This window comes from Microbacterium sp. Root280D1 (assembly GCF_001428975.1).
Lineage (GTDB): Bacteria > Actinomycetota > Actinomycetes > Actinomycetales > Microbacteriaceae > Microbacterium.
In genome coordinates this window covers 254,938-270,584 of record NZ_LMJK01000002.1, presented here as the reverse complement: position 1 = coordinate 270,584, position 15,647 = coordinate 254,938, and the positions used below count along the sequence as shown (strand labels likewise).

Genomic DNA, 15,647 nt, shown 5'->3' with positions numbered 1-15,647 from the left:
TTTACTGTACTCATGTCCGCCGCGCTCGATGCATCCGACGAGGTCCTCTCGGGCGAGGCCGTCGCGATCGACGTGCAGCCGATCGGCTTCGTGTTGCGAGCCGCGGGCGCGATCATCGACCTCCTGGTCGGGCTCGCTGTGTTCCTGTCGACGATCTTCCTGCGGATCTGGCTCCTCGACATCGGCGTCCTGACCCAGGCGACAGACACGATCGCCTTGATCGCCTCGATCGTGATCAGCTTCGTGGTGCTGCCGATCACCATGGAGGTCGCCCTCAAGGGCCGCAGCCTGGGCAAGCTCGCCGTCGGGGGTCGGATCGTGCGACTCGACGGTGGCGCGACCGGTTTCCGCCATGCGTTCATCAGGGCACTCCTCGGCGTCCTCGAGATCTACATGACGCTGGGCAGCATCGCGGTGCTCGCCGGAGCGTTCAGCGCCCGCTCGCAGCGGCTGGGAGACATGGTCGCCGGCACCTACAGCCAGCGCGTGCGCACGCCGAAGCTGATCCCGAGCGTCCCCGTGCTGCCGCCGATGCTCGCCGGCTGGGCGCAGATCGCCGATGTCGCGCGCCTCCCCGACCGTCTCGCGCGCCGCATCTCGCAGTTCCTGCAGAGCGCTCAGCGGATGGTCCCGTCAGCTCGCGCCCGAGTGGCGCAGGATCTCCTGACCGAGGCATCGCCGTTCGTCTCGCCTCTGCCTCAGGCCGCCCCGGAGGTTGCGCTCATCGGCATCACCGTGCTGCGGCGCGAGCGGGAGCGCAGAGCGCTGGAGAACGCCGACCGCCGAGCGGAGAAGCTCACCGGTCGACGCGTCGGGGCCTGAGCACACCGGTCTCTTCGCGAACCCCGGCGCCGTCAGAATCGGATCGCGTCGATCACCTTGACGCGAAGGGCGACCAGTGCAGGGATGAAGCCGGCGACGGCGCCCACCAGGATCGACGCGGCGAGCCCCACGAAGGCCGCGCGCATCGGGAACGGCGGCACGTCCTGGATCCCGTAGAACAGCGAGGTGACGACCCAGTCCGAACGGAGCACCGCGACGACGATCGCGATGCCGACGAGCCCCGCCACCGTCGTCGCGACGAGGCTCTCGAGGAAGACCGAGAAGAAGACTCGGCCCGAGGTGGCGCCGAATGCGCGACGCACGCCGATCTCACGCACTCGCTGCCGCATCGCGACGAGCTGGATGTTGATCAGACTCAGAGCTCCCAGCGCGAGGATCACGGCAGCGATGCCGCCGGTGACCATCTCGAACGTCGCCTGCGCATCCAGCGCACCGGGCTGGGCGGCCCAGTCCGACCGGCTGACCGACACCGTCTGCCCGTCCGGGAGCCCTGCGCGAAGATCCATGGCGAGCACGGGTGCGATCTCGTCGACCTGCTCCTGTCCGAGCCAGACCTCGTACTGCGGCCAGGCGCCCTCCGGCAGAGCATCGACGCGGGCACGATACGCGTCGTAGAGGATGTCGACCCGAAGCTCCTCGTCTCCGAACCCCTGGCGAGGCACGACACCCACGACCTGATAAGTGCCACCCGCAGGCCCCGCGAGCGTGAGAATCGGATGCTCCGCGACGGGCGTGCGACCGATGCGATCCCACAGCGCCTCCGTGATCACGACGGGCGGGGAGAGTGCGTCGGCATCCGCATCCCGCATCCATCGGCCCACGAGCAGCTGCTCGCGGTGGATCTCGGAGTAGAGCGGATCGATCAATCGTGAGTTGACATCGACGATGCCGTCCGGCAGCTGCACCGGAACGACCATGCCCTGCGCGATCCGGGCCGTGTGGCTGAACTCGAACCGCTCGGTGACGCGCGTGAACCTCTCATCGAAGGCGTCGAAGTCGACCGGCGCCCCGTCGTCGCTGCTGATCGTGACGACCAGGGTCGCCGCCCTGCCTCCCCAGCGATCCGACTGCTCCGCCTGGAACTGACGCTGATATTCCGAGACGGCGACGACCCCGGTGAGGGCTGCCACCGAGACCGCGATGCCGATCAGGCTGAGCAGCACACGCAGCTTGTGGACGCGGATCTCCGCCCACGCATCCGACAGCGCTCCGAGGATGCCGGTCATGACGCGGCTCCGCGACGCGAGTACGGCATGGCCGGCATGCTGTCGGGTGTCGGCATCTCGGCCCCGGTGGACGCAGCCGCCGGTGCGGATGCGGACGGGACGGATGAAGAGGGAACGGATGCGGAGGGAACGGACGCCGCGAGGGTCGAGGCTTCGAAGGCGCGGCTGAGATCCGCAGGCTCGAGGACCCCGGCGTCGAGTCGGTAGTGCCGTCGGGCACGGGCGGCCACATGGAGGTCGTGCGTGATGGTCACGAGTGCCGCGTCGGTCTCGGTCGCGACCTCGTCGAGCAGCGACATGACGGACGCGCCCGTGTCGATGTCGAGTGCGCCGGTCGGCTCGTCCGCGAGGATCAGCACGGGCCTGCGCACGAGGGCCCTCGCGATCGCGACCCGCTGCTGCTCTCCTCCCGAGAGTCGATCGGCGATCTGCTCGATGCGATGACCGAGGCCGACTCTCTCGAGCATGTCAGCGGCGATCTGCCTCCTGTTCCAGAACAGCCGACCGCGCGCATGGCCGAGTGGCATCATCGCATTGTCGAGCGCGGTGCGCCCCGGGAGCAGATTGAACTGTTGGAACACGAAGCCGACGTTGTCGCCGCGCAGCCGGTCCAGCCGCCCCGACCGCATCCGACGCACTTCGCGATCCTCGAACGACACGGAGCCGGTGGTCGGAGCGTCGAGCATCCCGAGGATGTTGAGCAGCGTCGACTTCCCGGAGCCCGACCTGCCGACGATCGAGACGTGATCACCCGCACTGACCTCGAGCGTGATCCCTCGCAGGATCTCCAGCTCCGAGTCGTCAGCGAGCCGCACGCTCTTCGTCACATCGCTCAGCGCGACGAGAGTCACCAGCTGACCCCGCTGTCGCACTGCTCGACTCCGGGAGCCACCTCGTAGCAGACCTCCTCGACCGGGGCGACGAAGCCGGGGACGAACTGGCGGATCGACTCCCCCTCTTCGAGGCCGGAGACCACCTCGACCATGGCCCCGTCACTCACGCCGAGCTCGACCGCTCGCTCTTCCGGTTCAGCGCCGTCGCCGGCATCGACCCAGACGTTGCCCGTGCCCGCGCCACCCTGCACAGCGGTGACCGGCACCACCAGGGCGTCATCCACCTGCCCGAGCGCCAGATCCATCGTCGCCGGCAGACCGGCGAAGACGACCTGGTCACCGGGCACCGCGCATCGCACGCTCGCTGTGCCCTCGGCGCTCACCTGCACCCGCACTCCTGTGCACACGAACGGCGCGGGCCCCCCGGTGATCGTCACCGATGCGTCGGCCGGCGCATTCACCAGGCGGTACAGCTGGACCGGCTCGACGGTCGCGAGCAGGTGGTAGCGCGCGGGCGTGAGCGTGAAGATCTCGGTTCCGGTGGATGTCGCCTGACCCTTCACGAGAGCGATCTCCGAGACGTCGCCAGCCTCCGGCGCGACGACGTCCACATCCTTCTTGGGCTCGTCCTGCCTGATCGTGAAGAGCTTCTGCCCCGCCGCGACGGTCGCCCCGTCGGGGACATGCACCGCGATGACCGTTCCGGTGATCTCCGACCGCACCGGGAACGCGTCATCGCGTGCGACGTTGCCGCTCAGGGTGAGAGCGTTCACCACCGAGCCCCGTTCGACCGGGATGACGGGATCGACGATCGACGACTCGGGGCTGACCATCGCCTCTGTGGCGTCCGGGAAGAACGCGATCTTCACGAGAGCCGCGGCGCACGCACCGAAGACGAGAACGAGAAGAAGAGGGAAGATCCAGCGTCGCCAGACGATCACGGCTGCCTTTCCGGCGGCGCCGCCCTGGCGCATCCGCGGTCAGCGTATCGGCATGCGTCGATGACCCACCCGCCCCGAGGCGGCGTGTCCCCGTCGGCGATGCGGACGGTATATCAGGCGCGAAGCGCCTCGTGCCGGACGACGAGCCATCCCGCAGGAACGGACAGGCGGTCCGCATGCTGTGCGCACAGATCATGCGCGTTCGGGTGGCGCGCCATCCCCAGGGGCCCGAGCGCGGCCATCTGATCGCCGTAGTCGTAGGTGAGAGTGGCCACGGCCTCGCGCGCGCAGCCGACCTTCGAGCAGAGTCTTCCGTCCATTCACGCCAGGCTACGTCGAGGTTCATCGGATGAGCGGATGCCGCGCCGCCGCGCCCGTCGGACTCAGCCTAGACTTTCGCTATGCCCCGTCGCTCCCGCACCTCTGACGCACCCCGCCGCGGGGCCAGGCACGGGCGCCACGGTCGGCTCGGACGCAGCGAGGTCGTGCGCCCTCCACTCGCCCCTCTCGACGGGCGCATCGACCGGTTCGATCTGACCGTCGGCACTGCGGTGGAGTTCCTTCGAGGAACCTGGCCCGAACTGCAGGAGGTGCGGTTCGAGATCGGCGCCATGCCCGCGTTCGAGGCCGCAGACGAGGTCCCGCGCTGGTACCTCGATCACGAGAAGGCGCGCATCGTGCTCTTCCGGCTTCCCATCGAACGGCTGCTGCCGCCGGGACACGACGACTCCGCCCACCGCAGGATGGCGATCGAGAGCGCCGTGTTCAGAGCTGCGGCCGAGTACGTCGGCCGCGAGCCCTGGGACCTCGGCGGCCACGAGCACTGAACTCAGAGACCGTCCTCGCCGGTCCGCAGGTCACGGGTAGACGGTGATGCTCTGCTGCGCTCCCGCAGCCGGCCATACCGGCCAGACCGCGAGCGCTCCGGGCGCGCTCATCGTGACGGAGGCATGCACCGGCGCCGAGGTCGACAGCGCATACACCGTGCGCGGCGTCACATCGACCGACGCCGACGAGTGGGCGGGGACAGTGACCTCGACGGGCTCTCCGCCCGATGTCGATGCGACCTGCACCGTCGCATCGACATCCTCGTCGTTGGCGAGCACGAGGCGAGGCGTCGGCCCGGCAGGAACGGCGACGTACACGTCATCCTCGAGCTCCGGGGCCGGCGTGACCCAGGCGAAATCGTCCTGCGGCCCGGCGACATCCTGCTGCCGCACCGCGGCGAGCACAGGGTTGTCCGATTCGATGCTCATCGTGTAGTCCCCCGGCGACAGCGCGGAGAGCGACAGCTCGGTGGGTGCGTCGGCGGTGAGCGGAACGGTGAACTCGTCGGCGATCGTCGACGCACCGACCTCTCTGACCGTCACGACGGCCTGGGAATCGACCTCGGGTGACATCAGCCGCAGAACCGCCATGTCTGCGTTGTCGCCCTGGTTCTCGAAGACCTGGATGCCCGGGAGCACCGGCTGACGCTGCGCAGCGGGAACCGCATCCTGCAGGTCGATGCCCGAGGGATCGAGGGTCCGGGTGAGCGACGACTGCAGTACAGCCCGCACGGGCGACCCTGTCGCGGTCACCTTGACGATCGGGAAGTCCGATCCGGCGGCGATCGAGGACAGCGCGAGCGCGACCTGAGACTCCGCGGGGACGATCACGGTGCTGGACGCCCGCGCAGACCCGAACACGCCGAGAGAAACAGTGGAGGGCACGACCCCGGGGTTCGTGAGAACGATCAGGTCCTCGGTCCCGGTGGCGACCGTTCCGCCGACGAGCCACGACTCGATGCCCGCAGGACGGCAGGGCGCCGCGGCGAGACCGAACAGGTCCGCCTCCTGCACGCTGACCGACTCCGTGGCGCCGAGCAGCGGCGCCTGGCGTCCCTCGACAGGGCCCACGAGGCGTTGCGCGGATCCGCCGTCGGCGAGGTCCTTCGCAGGCAGGGGACTCGACTCCGGTCGCCCGGATGACCCCTCGGAGGTCAGTTGGGGAGACGCCGCCGACACCATCTCGAGCGGGTTGGAGGGATCTCGACCGACCGCGCGAAGGTCACCGTTGCAGACGAGAACGGTGTCACCCGGAAGGGGCGCCACCTGCGCCTGAGCGGGCTCGTGCGAGACAGTCGGCCACGGCGCGGTGATGCCGACGACGACACCGACGACGCACGCTCCTGCGACGACGGCGCCTGTCAGGACTCGAGCGCCGGTCGCCGCCACCCGGAATGCGCGGTTGCGGGTCATCGCCGCTCCTCCTCACCCTGTTCGGTCGACGGATGGGCCTCGACTGCCGCATCCGGCTCGGGCCCGTCCGAGGGCGCGGCGTCGGCTGTTGCGGCTGTCTCAGCGACCTCCGGATCGCCGTGCGGTTCTGCGGCGCCGTCGCGGTCCTCGGGGTGCCGAGGCAGCACGAGCGGCTCTTCCGGTGCTCGTCCGACGATGCGCGAGCGGGCGCGGGCTGCTCGCCGCGACGCACGTGTCGGCACGGACAGCAGCAGCGCCGCGAGCACGAGCACGAGCTGGACCGTGCTCACGAGGCGCGCTGTCGCCTGCTGAGCGGTCGAGAGCGGAGCCCGTGGCGAGGCGTCGGCCTCGAGCCTGTAGAGCACACCACGGTCGGTCGAGCCGGCCTGGACGAACCCAGCCCGCTGGTCGAGCGATGTCACCGCGGCCGTGCGCAGAGAGCGAGCACGGTCCGACTCCTCACCCGAGACCTGTGCGAGCAGGACGTACGAGATCCCCGTCCGAGCCAGCTCATCAGCCGCATCGAAGTCCCTGGCCGAGAGCAGATCGACCGCGAGCGTCGTGAGGTCGGAGCCGCGCAGCTCCGTCGCTGTGGAGAGGATCGTCGTCTGGGCGCTCAGCGTCTCGCTTCCGCCCCACGCCACCTCGGTCGCCAGGCCGCCGTCGTTCTGCGGGGTGAGCACGAGGGTTCCGATCTGACGGTCGGCACCCGCCTGCGCTGCGACATACGCCGGCAGCGTCGATGCGGGACCGTCTCGGAGCTCCGACTCGTCCGCGTGGACCGCGGCCAGGGCAGGAACAGCGCACACGGCGATCGCAAGACCGGCGACCGCCGCGCTGAGCACCCGGACCCGTGGCATGGTCACCGCGGTGTCGAGCGTCACGAGGGCGGCTCCGGTGACGCCGATCCACGCGAGGCTGAGACCCGAACCCGGCCAGATGGCGACGGGAGTCCCTTGGGCGAAGGACACGGCGACTCCCACGGCCAAGAACGCGGTGGCCAGGCCGCAGAGCGCGACGAGCAGAAGAGTGATTCCGGCTCGCCAGCGCGGGGCGACCGCTGATGCGAGAGCGAGGAGCGCGAGCGGGGCGAGCAGCACCCCCACCCACGGCGCGAGCTCGAGGCCGAGCCACGTCGCCCACCCGGCCATGTCACCGCTGGGGAATCCGCTGGCCAACGCGAGTCTGCCTGCGGCATCGGCCGCTGCCTGCGGACCGGCCCAGATCGAGCCGGGATCCGCGAGCACCGCGAGGATGTCTCCGCGGCTCAGCTGCCAGACCACGAGCGGCGCGAAGAGGGCGACGGCGGGAATCGGCACCCAGACCAGGCGGACGGCTCCGCGGATACGAGCGCCGGCGAGGGTGATGCCGAGCGCCACGACCCACAGCAGGAGGAGTGCCGGGGCGAGCGAGGGCGCACATGCCGTGACCGCGGCGAAGAGGAGCGATGCTGCACCTGCCGCGCCCCACGAACGATGGGCTACTGCCCCTGCGTGGAAGAGCCAGGGCAGGAGGAGGTGCACCAGCACAGCGGCGGGGCGACCGTCGACGAGCGCGGTGAGGAAGGTGGGAGCGAGCGCCCACACGATTCCGGCGAAGATGCGCAGACCCGCACGATCGGTCACTCGCGTGGCCGCGAACCAGCCGCCGAGCACGGCGAGGGGCAGCGCCAGCACCCAGAGGAGCACGAGGGAGAACGACGGGGCGGCCGGCCAGAGAGAGCCGAGCACAGCGAGCACTCCGGAGAAGGGGTCCGCGGGGCCGACGACGTCGACTCCGAGACCGCGCAGCCCCCAGGCGGCGTCATTCCACAGCGCACCCACCGTCGACCGCAGCGGAAGCAGCGCACCGCCACCGAGCACGGGCCACGCGAGGATCGTGGTGAAGGTCGCGATGCTGACGACGAGGGCACCCAGCACCGCCCAGGCGCCTCCGCCCGAGAAGAACCGGAGCTCACTGACCGCTCCGCCCTCGCTGCCGTGGCCGTCATCCAGCCGACGACGAAGATCGGAGCTGCTCACACGCAGCGGGGCGATGCTCGACCAGCTCGAGGTGCGGAAGGAGCGGATGCGAGAACGAGACCGCGCGATCGCGCCGAAGCGGAACATCGCCGTCACCGCAGCCGCCCACTCGGGCGCGACGGCCTCCGGCCGCTTGCCGATCAGGTCGGCCATGGATCGCCAGAGCGCGAGAGGAAGCAGAGTGAGCCAGTGCAGCGGGACGGAGATCGCCGGGGCATAAGCGAGGCGGCGGTGCAGCTGGGCGAGTCTGGTCGCGAACGCGCGCCTGCCCCGCGCGGTCGGAGGTGTCCCTGGTCCGTCCGGTGACACGGATACGCGCGCCGAGGGCGCGAGCACGACGCGTCCGCCACCGAGGCGGGCACGGACTCCGAGGTCGAGACCCAGGTCGGCTCCCGCGAGCGCCGGATCCGGACGCAGCGCATCGCGGACCTCGCCGCGGATCAGCATGCCGCGGATGTCCGCACCGAGCGCGTCGTCGCTGGCATCGTGCTGTCCTTGGTCGAGCTCGCCGCCGGCCAGCTCCACCGAGCGCCCCAGAGTCGTCATGCTGACGCCCAGAGAGACGATCTCGCGGTCGTTGTCGGTCTGCACGAGCTTGGGCGCCACGATCGCCGCCGACGGAGATCGTTCGAGAGTGCCGATCAGGCGCTCGAGCGCTCGCGGGTGCGGAGCGGTGTCCTGTGCGAGCAGCCAGACGGCGCTGCCCTCGAGGATGCGGGGTCTGGCGAGTTCGACGGCATCCGCGAATGAGGTGTTGCCGCGCGCCTGGATGATGCCCTCGACTGTGCTGGTCACCGCCTCGCTCTCGCGAGCCGACGCCGCGTCGCCGCACATCACCAGGGTGATGGCGGCTGCGGGCGTCGTCTGGGAGCGCAACGCATCGAGTGTGCGGAGCAGCTGCGCGCGGGCGGAGGAACCGGGGCGCGCGACGATGATTGCGTGAACTCGGGCTGGCATGACGTGGTCAGCCTATGCGTGCGACAGGAATCGGGGGCTGACCCGACCCGGCGTGGCCGCGAAGCTATGAACGCGGACGAATCACTGCCGGGTCAGCTCGCGCGACGCTTGAGCTTGCGGCGCTCGCGCTCGGAGAGACCGCCCCAGATTCCGAAGCGCTCGTCGTTGTTGAGCGCGTACTCGAGGCACTCGCCGCGGACATCGCAGGACGTGCAGATCCTCTTGGCGTCGCGGGTCGATCCGCCCTTCTCGGGGAAGAAGGCCTCAGGATCAGTCTGCGAGCACAGTGCATCGCTCTGCCATGCGAGAGCATTGTCATCGTCGGTCTCGACCTTGCGAACCCCGGGAACACCGAGGTTGATCGGATCGACGAACCAGTTCTCCGGTACGTCTGAACGGTAACCCGTCATCTCGCTCTCCAACCCCTAAATTCCGCCCCCTCGGCGGGCCGTGCTCAACTAATTACACCCGTGTCATTCCCATCGGTCAAGTCGCGGATCGTAAACCCTCAATCCGGTCTTGAAGGTTCTTGACCTCCGTACGGCGTGTCGCACGTCCGCCCGAGGAGTCAGCGGCCGGAGGTGAGATCGCCGGGCGATGCGACGAACGCCTCGCCCTGGCCGCCGACGGTCAATCGAACCTCGTCGGCGGACGCGAACGCGACGGTGCCGACCGGAACATCGAGCACTGCACCGTCCGCACCGCCCACCCTGACGCGACCGGACGTCGCGAGGACCATCGTCGGTCCGTCCACGTCGATGACGACGTCCTGGCCGTCGAGTTCGACTCTTCTCAGCGAGAAGTCCGCGACGGGCACCGGGTACTCCGTGATCGCACCATCCGTCGTCGGGCGCAGCACCGGCACCTCGCCGGTCGTCGTGTCGAGGACCGAGAGCAGCTCGGCCACATCGATGCGCTTGGGCGTGAGACCGCCGCGCAGGACGTTGTCGCTCGCCGCCATGATCTCCACTCCGAGACCGGCGATGTAGGCATGCAGGAGCCCGGCCCGCAGGAAGATGCCCTCGCCCCTGCGAAGCACCACGTGGTTCATGAGCAGCGCGACGACCACACCGGGGTCTCCCGGATAGGTCTCCGCGATCGCCGCCACACCGCGGAGCGTCTCGGCCCATTCGCCCGACGCGGAGGCTGCGGCCGCGCTCACCGAGGCGACGACGTCGTCGACCACGGACCGCGCATCGCCGGACAGCAGCCAGCCGATCGTGTCGCGCAGGACGTCGCCCTCACCGCGGAGACGATCAGCGAGTTCCTCGACCCCGGCGCTCTGCCCCAACTCCCCCAGCAGGCCCAGGGTGTCGCCGACGGGGCGCAGCCCGCTCAGGGATTCGAACCGTTCGCTCAGGGCGACGATCAGCTCGGGCTTGTGGTTGTCATCGCGGTAGTTGCGAGTCGGGTCCGTGGCGTCGAGCGTCGATTCTCTCGCCCACCCGGCTCTCGCCTGCTCGACGGTCGGGTGCACCTGGATGGACAGGGGCGATGCGGCCGCGAGGAGCTTGAGCAGGTACGGCAGAGCACCGCCCGTGACGGCGTCCAGCGTCCCGCCGCCCTGCACGTCGGACGGGTCTCCCGGGTGGTCGCCGAACCACACCTCCGCCTCAGGCGCACCCGTGGGGGTGCGGCCTTCCAGGTCGGCCAGGAGCGTCGGGGATCCCCACGCGTAGTCACGGGGTGCATTCGAGAGACTGAGCAGCATGCCACCAGGCTATTGGCAGGGAACCCACGGTGCCACGACCGTCCCATCGGTGACTCGCGACTTCCGCGCGGTAGCCTGAACGCGATGGCGCAATACACGAAGCACCCGGTCGCCGCCCCGCCCGCCGCTCCCGAGCGCGAGTCCACGGGGCATCTTCTGCTGCGCGGGTACATCGGCCTGGTGCTGTTCGCGACCTTCGCGCACTCGGCGGTGTACAACCTCGTGGGCGAGATCGGCGCATTCATCACCCTCCTCGTCTTCCTGATCGCGACGCTCTCCATCGGCGTTCCGATGATCGCCCGTCGGCGACCTGCCGCGTTCGCGTGGCGTCGCCTGCCCTGGGCCGCCGTCGCGTACACCGCGCTGGCCCTGCTCTCGATCGCGTGGTCTCAGTGGCGCGGAGCGACCGTCATCACCTGGGTCCTGCTCGCCACCGTCACGGTGAACGCGCTCTTCATCGTCCACGTGCTGACCTGGCACGAGATCGTGCGGGCGCTCGCTTCCGCGTTCAAGTGGATCCTCGGCCTGTCCCTCGCGCTCGAGCTGTGGGTCGCCCTTGTCGTCCACGCTCCGATCCTGCCGAACTTCTTCGTGCGGCCGGACGGCGAGACCAACGCCCACTGGTACTGGGTTCGCGGCAACCTCGTGGACGGCGGCCGGATCCAGGGCATCGTGGGCAATTCGAACGTGCTCGCCATCATCTGCCTGTTCGCGATACTCACCTTCGGCGTGCTGTTCGCCGCGCGCACGCGCTGGCGCACCACTCTCGCGCTCTGGGCCCTCCTCGCGGGATACTTCCTCGTCCGGGCCGGATCCGCGACGGCATACGTGTGCGCCGCCGCTGCCGCCGCAGTCCTGGTCGTCGCCCTGCTGATGCGCCGCGCGAAGTCTCCGGGCGCACGAACACGACTGTATGTGCTGTTCATCGGCGGCGCCGTGGTCATCGGATCCGCCGTCTGGCTCCTGCGTGAACCCCTGTTCGCGCTCATCGGTCGCAGCGCAGACCTCACCGGGCGCTCCGACAAGATCTGGGACAAGGTCCTCGCGCGTGCCGCGGAGCATCCGATCTTCGGCAACGGGTTCTCGAGTCCCTGGGTCCCCTTCGATCCTGCCTTCGCCGGATGGATCGAGGATCACGGCATCACCGTGTTCCACGCGCACAACATGTGGCTCGACGTGCTGATGCAGCTGGGCGTGGTGGGGGTCGTCCTCATGGCTCTCGCCTATCTCAGTCTGCTCTGGCGTTCGTGGTTCTTCGCCATCGACCGCCCTCGCTGGGATCTGAGGTCGGACCGCGACTATTCGGCGATCACTCTGCTTCCGAGCCTCTTCACGGTCGTGCTGCTCGTGCAGGGTCTGACGGAATCGACCCCGATCATGCTCTGGGGCTGGATGCTGCTGGTCCTGCTCTCGTTCAAGATCAAGGTCGTGCCCCTGGTCGGCGTCGGTGAACGCGAGCGTGTGATCGAGCGCGGCGAGCGAAGCCGGCGGGTTCCGTGACGCCCGAACGTCGTCTGAGCGATCTGCTCGGCTCGGCCGAGTTCGCCCGCGCGTACACGATCGCGGTCCTCACAGCGGTCTTCTCGTCGTTCGCGATCGAGCACATCGCCTCATCGGTCACCCTCGCGACGATCATCGCCGTCCTGTGCGTCGTCGGCGCCTGGATCCTGTGGGTGCGCAGGGAGGAGCTGTCGCTGCTGCGGATCGCCCCGTCGTCGCTGCTGGCCTTCCTGGCGTGGGCCGCCGTCAGCATCGTGTGGACGACCGACAAGTCCGACACCGCTTTCGGTTGGATGGAGATCTTCGGCTTCGCCTTCCTGGCGATCACCGTCGGCCACATCCGCGACACCCTCCAGACCGTCCGCGCCCTGGGCGACTCGCTGAGGTTCCTCCTCCTCGTGTCGCTGGGCCTGGAGCTCCTCTCCGGCGTGCTGCTCGACACGCCCTTCCTCTTCCTCGGCATCCAGGGAGACCTGGCCGTCGGCGGGCCCGTGCAGGGGATCTTCGGCAGCAGGAACATGCTCGGTTTCGTCACCGTGATCGCACTCATCACTTTCGTGGTGGAGTGGCGGTCGCAGTCGCTGACCGCTCGCATCGCGATCCCCTCGATCGCGCTCGCGGCGCTGCTGGCCTTCTTCTCCTCCTCCCCCACCGTGCTCGTGCTCGCGGCCGCAGTCGGCGTCGTCGCCGTCGCGCTCGCGATCGTCCGTCACACCCCGCCCGAGCGGCGGACCATCGTGCAGTGGGTGCTCGGTGTCCTCGTCGCTCTCGCCCTCGCCGCCGCGTTCGCACTGCGCCATGTGATCATCGCGCTGCTCGATGCCGGTTCGGACTTCTCGATCAGAGCGACCCTGTGGAACACGATCCTCGATTTCGTCGCTCTCAAGCCGGTCGAGGGGTGGGGCTGGTACGGCGCGTGGGCCCGCGGAGAGTTCCCGTTCACGTACATCAACTTCCTGCTCGACGATCACCACCAGAGCGCGCTGAACGCGTACTTCGACGTCCTGCTGCAACTGGGCGCCGCCGGCCTCGTGCTCTTCCTCCTGTTCGGCGGCATCGCCACCGTCCGGTCCTGGCTCGTCGCGAGCGCTCGACGTTCGGTGGTCTACGCCTGGACCCCGCTCATGCTCGTCACACTCGCCGTCGAGTCGATGTTCGAGAGCTTCACGATCGTCGGCGCGGGCTGGTTCATGCTCGTGCTCTGTGCGCTGCGGGCCGGCCAGACGAGGTCGTGGCGGGAGAACATCGACGCCGCGCACACCGGAGCGATCCCGACGCTGCGTCCCGAACGCTGACCTCCGCGCCGCGCCCTCGGCGGATTCCGAACTGCTCCGGGTAGGGTGGATCTGCTCGCGGCGCCCTGCGGGCCCCGAGCCTCCGGAGATTTCACCTCGTGACTCACGCCCCCTTCGACCCGGCCTCCGCGACGATCGTCATCGTCACGTACAACCGGTCTCACCTCCTGACCGGCCTCCTCGAGAGCATCACGGCGATGGACCCGAAGCCGGGCCACGTCGTGATCATCGACAACGCCTCGTCCGACGACACCACCGAGGTCGTCGACTCCTTCCGTCCTCGGCTCGGCACCGAGATCATCTACCGACGCCTCGAGACGAACACCGGTGGGTCGGGCGGCTTCAGCGAAGGCATGCGCACGGCGTACGAGCTGGGTTCGGAGTGGATCTGGATGATGGACGACGACGTCGAGGTCGTGACCGACGGCCTGGCGAAGATGGGCAAGTGGGCCCCGCGGTTCAAGAGCATCCAGGGCCGCCGGTACGACTACGACGGCAGCGAGTTCTACTGGCAGTACCGGATCGCCGAGCGCATGGGCATCCCGATCCCGTTCGCGCCGTCCGGGTTCGATGCGTCGGGCTACAAGGAGATGAACAGCGGATGCTTCGAAGGCATGTTCATCCATCGGTCCATCGTGAAGCAGATCGGTCTGCCCGACCACCGCTTCTTCATCTACTGGGATGACCAGATGTACGGGTGGCTCGCCTCGCGCAAGACCACTGCGGTGATCGTCGACGAGTTCGTCCTGCGACGCACTCGCGAGATCAAGCAGTGGGACATGGGCATCCGCCACATGAACGCCTCGAGCAACGCCTACCGGTTCTACATCATGCGCAACCGGGCGTACATCAAGCAGTACTACCGCGTTCACCGCAACTACAACCCCGTGCTGTTCGGCCTCGGGACGTCGATGACGTTCGCGAAGGAGCTCATCCGCCTCCTCTTCGTCGAGCGCACGGTGCGAGGGACGAGCAATCTGTTCCGGGGACTCAAGGAGGGCGGCAAGCTCGGCCGCGATCGCTCCTGGACGCCCATGCCCGCTCTGGAGGACTGACCGCATGACCGACGAACCGCAGCCGGAACTCCGCTGGGCGCCACTGGAGCCGAAGCCGAGCAATCCTGGTCGTGTCTGGCTCATCGTCGGGCTCGTCGTCGCCGTGCTCGTCATCGTGGGCGTGCTGCTGTTCTTCCTCCTCCCGCGGGGCGAGACCCCGACTCCGGGAGCCAGCGGCTCSCCCYCCCCTTCCGCGTCGGCATCGACATCACCGTCCCCGTCAGCGTCGCCGACGCAGACCGAGACCCCTCAGCCGACAGCGGAGCCCGCGCCGACGATGACACCGATCACGACCCCGCCCCCCGTCGCGGACCCCTCGGTCGACGCCTTCCGCGGACAGGTTCAGGGCTGGCTCGATGATGCGCTGACAGGACTGCAGATCGTCAGCGAGTCCAGTGGACAGGACGCGACCGAGGTCATCGAGAGCCTCCAGGCCGACGCGCAGCGGCTCGGCGAGAGCGCTCCGCCCTCATCCATCGAATCCGCCTGGGGCAGCGCGCTGAGCGAGTACGACCAGGCGCTCAGCTCGCTGCACTCCGACGCGGCCGCAGGGATGCAGCCGAGCGTCGACAGTGCACGCTCGGCTGCGAATCAGCTTCGAGGCCTCGTCGGGCTCTGACCCCGCGGCGGCGGCCCGATCCGTTCGGCTCAGTCGCCGTCGGACTCGAGGCGGCGCAGGCGCTCCTCGTAGTGCGCCGCGAGTTCGAGGCGCAGTCGCGCGCGCTCGTGCTCCGACTGGGCGCGGCTGAGCGCCTCGTCGGCTTCCAGATCAGCCACATCGAGGCGCACGCGCAGCCACTCGAACCGCTGCTCGAGCGCGGCGACCTGAGGAGCGATGCGATCGAACTCGGATCTGATGTAAGAGAAGTCGGCCTGGGTTCCCGCGAGGCGTGCCTCGTAGTCGCGCTGCGCGTGTTCGACCTGCTCGAGAGCACGCCCCATGCGGGCGTCCACTCTCGCGTCTACACGGCGTTCGACGACGGCGTCGAGTCTGCGACGGAGTCGGTTCAGCATTCAGTCCTCAA

At 69.1% G+C, this 15,647-nt stretch carries 15 protein-coding genes; 6 read left to right on the top strand and 9 right to left on the bottom strand.

Going from position 1 to position 15,647, the window contains the following annotated elements; all coding sequences use genetic code 11:
- The first annotated feature begins 12 nt into the window (after nt 1-12).
- Nucleotides 13-822 carry an RDD family protein gene (locus ASE34_RS07370; protein ID WP_053095655.1) on the top strand — a complete coding sequence of 270 codons (810 nt, stop codon included), beginning with the start codon at nt 13-15 and terminating at the stop codon, nt 820-822.
- A 32-nt stretch (nt 823-854) separates the two neighbouring features.
- On the opposite strand, the gene ASE34_RS07365 is transcribed toward ASE34_RS07370, so the two are convergent.
- The 4 genes from ASE34_RS07365 to ASE34_RS07350 all read right to left on the bottom strand — a co-directional run bounded on the left by ASE34_RS07365 (nt 855) and on the right by ASE34_RS07350 (nt 4,163).
- Nucleotides 855-2,069: an ABC transporter permease gene (locus ASE34_RS07365; RefSeq protein WP_053095654.1), complete on the bottom strand. Its 1,215-nt coding sequence runs from the start codon at nt 2,067-2,069 to the stop codon at nt 855-857.
- Nucleotides 2,066-2,920: an ABC transporter ATP-binding protein gene (locus ASE34_RS07360; RefSeq protein ID WP_082586617.1), complete on the bottom strand. Its 855-nt coding sequence runs from the start codon at nt 2,918-2,920 to the stop codon at nt 2,066-2,068. Before ASE34_RS07360 ends, ASE34_RS07365 begins: the two co-directional genes overlap by 4 nt.
- Nucleotides 2,917-3,876, bottom strand: coding sequence for an efflux RND transporter periplasmic adaptor subunit (locus tag ASE34_RS07355; RefSeq protein WP_230100638.1), 960 nt, complete (start codon nt 3,874-3,876; stop codon nt 2,917-2,919). The genes ASE34_RS07360 and ASE34_RS07355 overlap by 4 nt, the downstream gene beginning before the upstream one ends.
- An 80-nt stretch (nt 3,877-3,956) precedes the next feature.
- Complete coding sequence (locus ASE34_RS07350) at nt 3,957-4,163, bottom strand: DUF3499 family protein (protein ID WP_053095653.1); 207 nt, start codon at nt 4,161-4,163, stop codon at nt 3,957-3,959.
- A 165-nt stretch (nt 4,164-4,328) separates the two neighbouring features.
- Here ASE34_RS07350 and ASE34_RS07345 point away from each other — a divergent pair, with 165 nt between their 5' ends.
- Nucleotides 4,329-4,670 (top strand): metallopeptidase family protein, encoded by a 342-nt coding sequence (locus tag ASE34_RS07345; RefSeq protein WP_053095652.1) that lies wholly within the window; start codon nt 4,329-4,331, stop codon nt 4,668-4,670.
- Nucleotides 4,671-4,700: 30 nt separating this feature from the next.
- Here ASE34_RS07345 and ASE34_RS07340 read toward each other — a convergent pair whose 3' ends face one another.
- From ASE34_RS07340 to manA, 4 genes are all read right to left on the bottom strand, one after another.
- Entirely contained in the window at nt 4,701-6,083 is a 1,383-nt protein-coding gene (locus tag ASE34_RS07340) for a DUF5719 family protein (RefSeq protein ID WP_056278215.1), read from the bottom strand.
- A complete protein-coding gene (locus tag ASE34_RS07335) occupies nt 6,080-9,061 on the bottom strand; it encodes a glycosyltransferase (RefSeq protein WP_056278212.1) in 2,982 nt (993 codons plus the stop codon). Before ASE34_RS07335 ends, ASE34_RS07340 begins: the two co-directional genes overlap by 4 nt.
- Before the next feature lie 92 nt (nt 9,062-9,153).
- Nucleotides 9,154-9,471 carry a WhiB family transcriptional regulator gene (locus ASE34_RS07330; protein WP_072591048.1) on the bottom strand — a complete coding sequence of 106 codons (318 nt, stop codon included), beginning with the start codon at nt 9,469-9,471 and terminating at the stop codon, nt 9,154-9,156.
- 158 nt (nt 9,472-9,629) lie between these two features.
- Nucleotides 9,630-10,772, bottom strand: a complete 1,143-nt coding sequence (gene manA, locus ASE34_RS07325; RefSeq protein ID WP_056278209.1) for a mannose-6-phosphate isomerase, class I — start codon at nt 10,770-10,772, stop codon at nt 9,630-9,632.
- 84 nt (nt 10,773-10,856) lie between these two features.
- On the opposite strand from manA, the gene ASE34_RS07320 reads away from it, so the two are divergent.
- The 4 genes from ASE34_RS07320 to ASE34_RS07305 all read left to right on the top strand — a co-directional run bounded on the left by ASE34_RS07320 (nt 10,857) and on the right by ASE34_RS07305 (nt 15,241).
- Nucleotides 10,857-12,272, top strand: a complete 1,416-nt coding sequence (locus ASE34_RS07320) for an O-antigen ligase family protein (RefSeq protein WP_056278208.1) — start codon at nt 10,857-10,859, stop codon at nt 12,270-12,272.
- The gene (locus ASE34_RS07315; RefSeq protein ID WP_056278204.1) at nt 12,269-13,567 is read left to right on the top strand and encodes an O-antigen ligase family protein; all 1,299 of its coding nucleotides are present in this window, start codon (nt 12,269-12,271) and stop codon (nt 13,565-13,567) included. Before ASE34_RS07320 ends, ASE34_RS07315 begins: the two co-directional genes overlap by 4 nt.
- 98 nt (nt 13,568-13,665) lie before the next feature.
- Nucleotides 13,666-14,622, top strand: coding sequence for a glycosyltransferase family 2 protein (locus ASE34_RS07310; RefSeq protein ID WP_053095647.1), 957 nt, complete (start codon nt 13,666-13,668; stop codon nt 14,620-14,622).
- 4 nt (nt 14,623-14,626) lie between these two features.
- The gene (locus tag ASE34_RS07305; RefSeq protein WP_056278201.1) at nt 14,627-15,241 is read left to right on the top strand and encodes a hypothetical protein; all 615 of its coding nucleotides are present in this window, start codon (nt 14,627-14,629) and stop codon (nt 15,239-15,241) included.
- A gap of 29 nt (nt 15,242-15,270) precedes the next feature.
- On the opposite strand, the gene ASE34_RS07300 is transcribed toward ASE34_RS07305, so the two are convergent.
- Nucleotides 15,271-15,636, bottom strand: a complete 366-nt coding sequence (locus ASE34_RS07300) for a hypothetical protein (protein WP_053095645.1) — start codon at nt 15,634-15,636, stop codon at nt 15,271-15,273.
- Nucleotides 15,637-15,647: the final 11 nt, after the last annotated feature.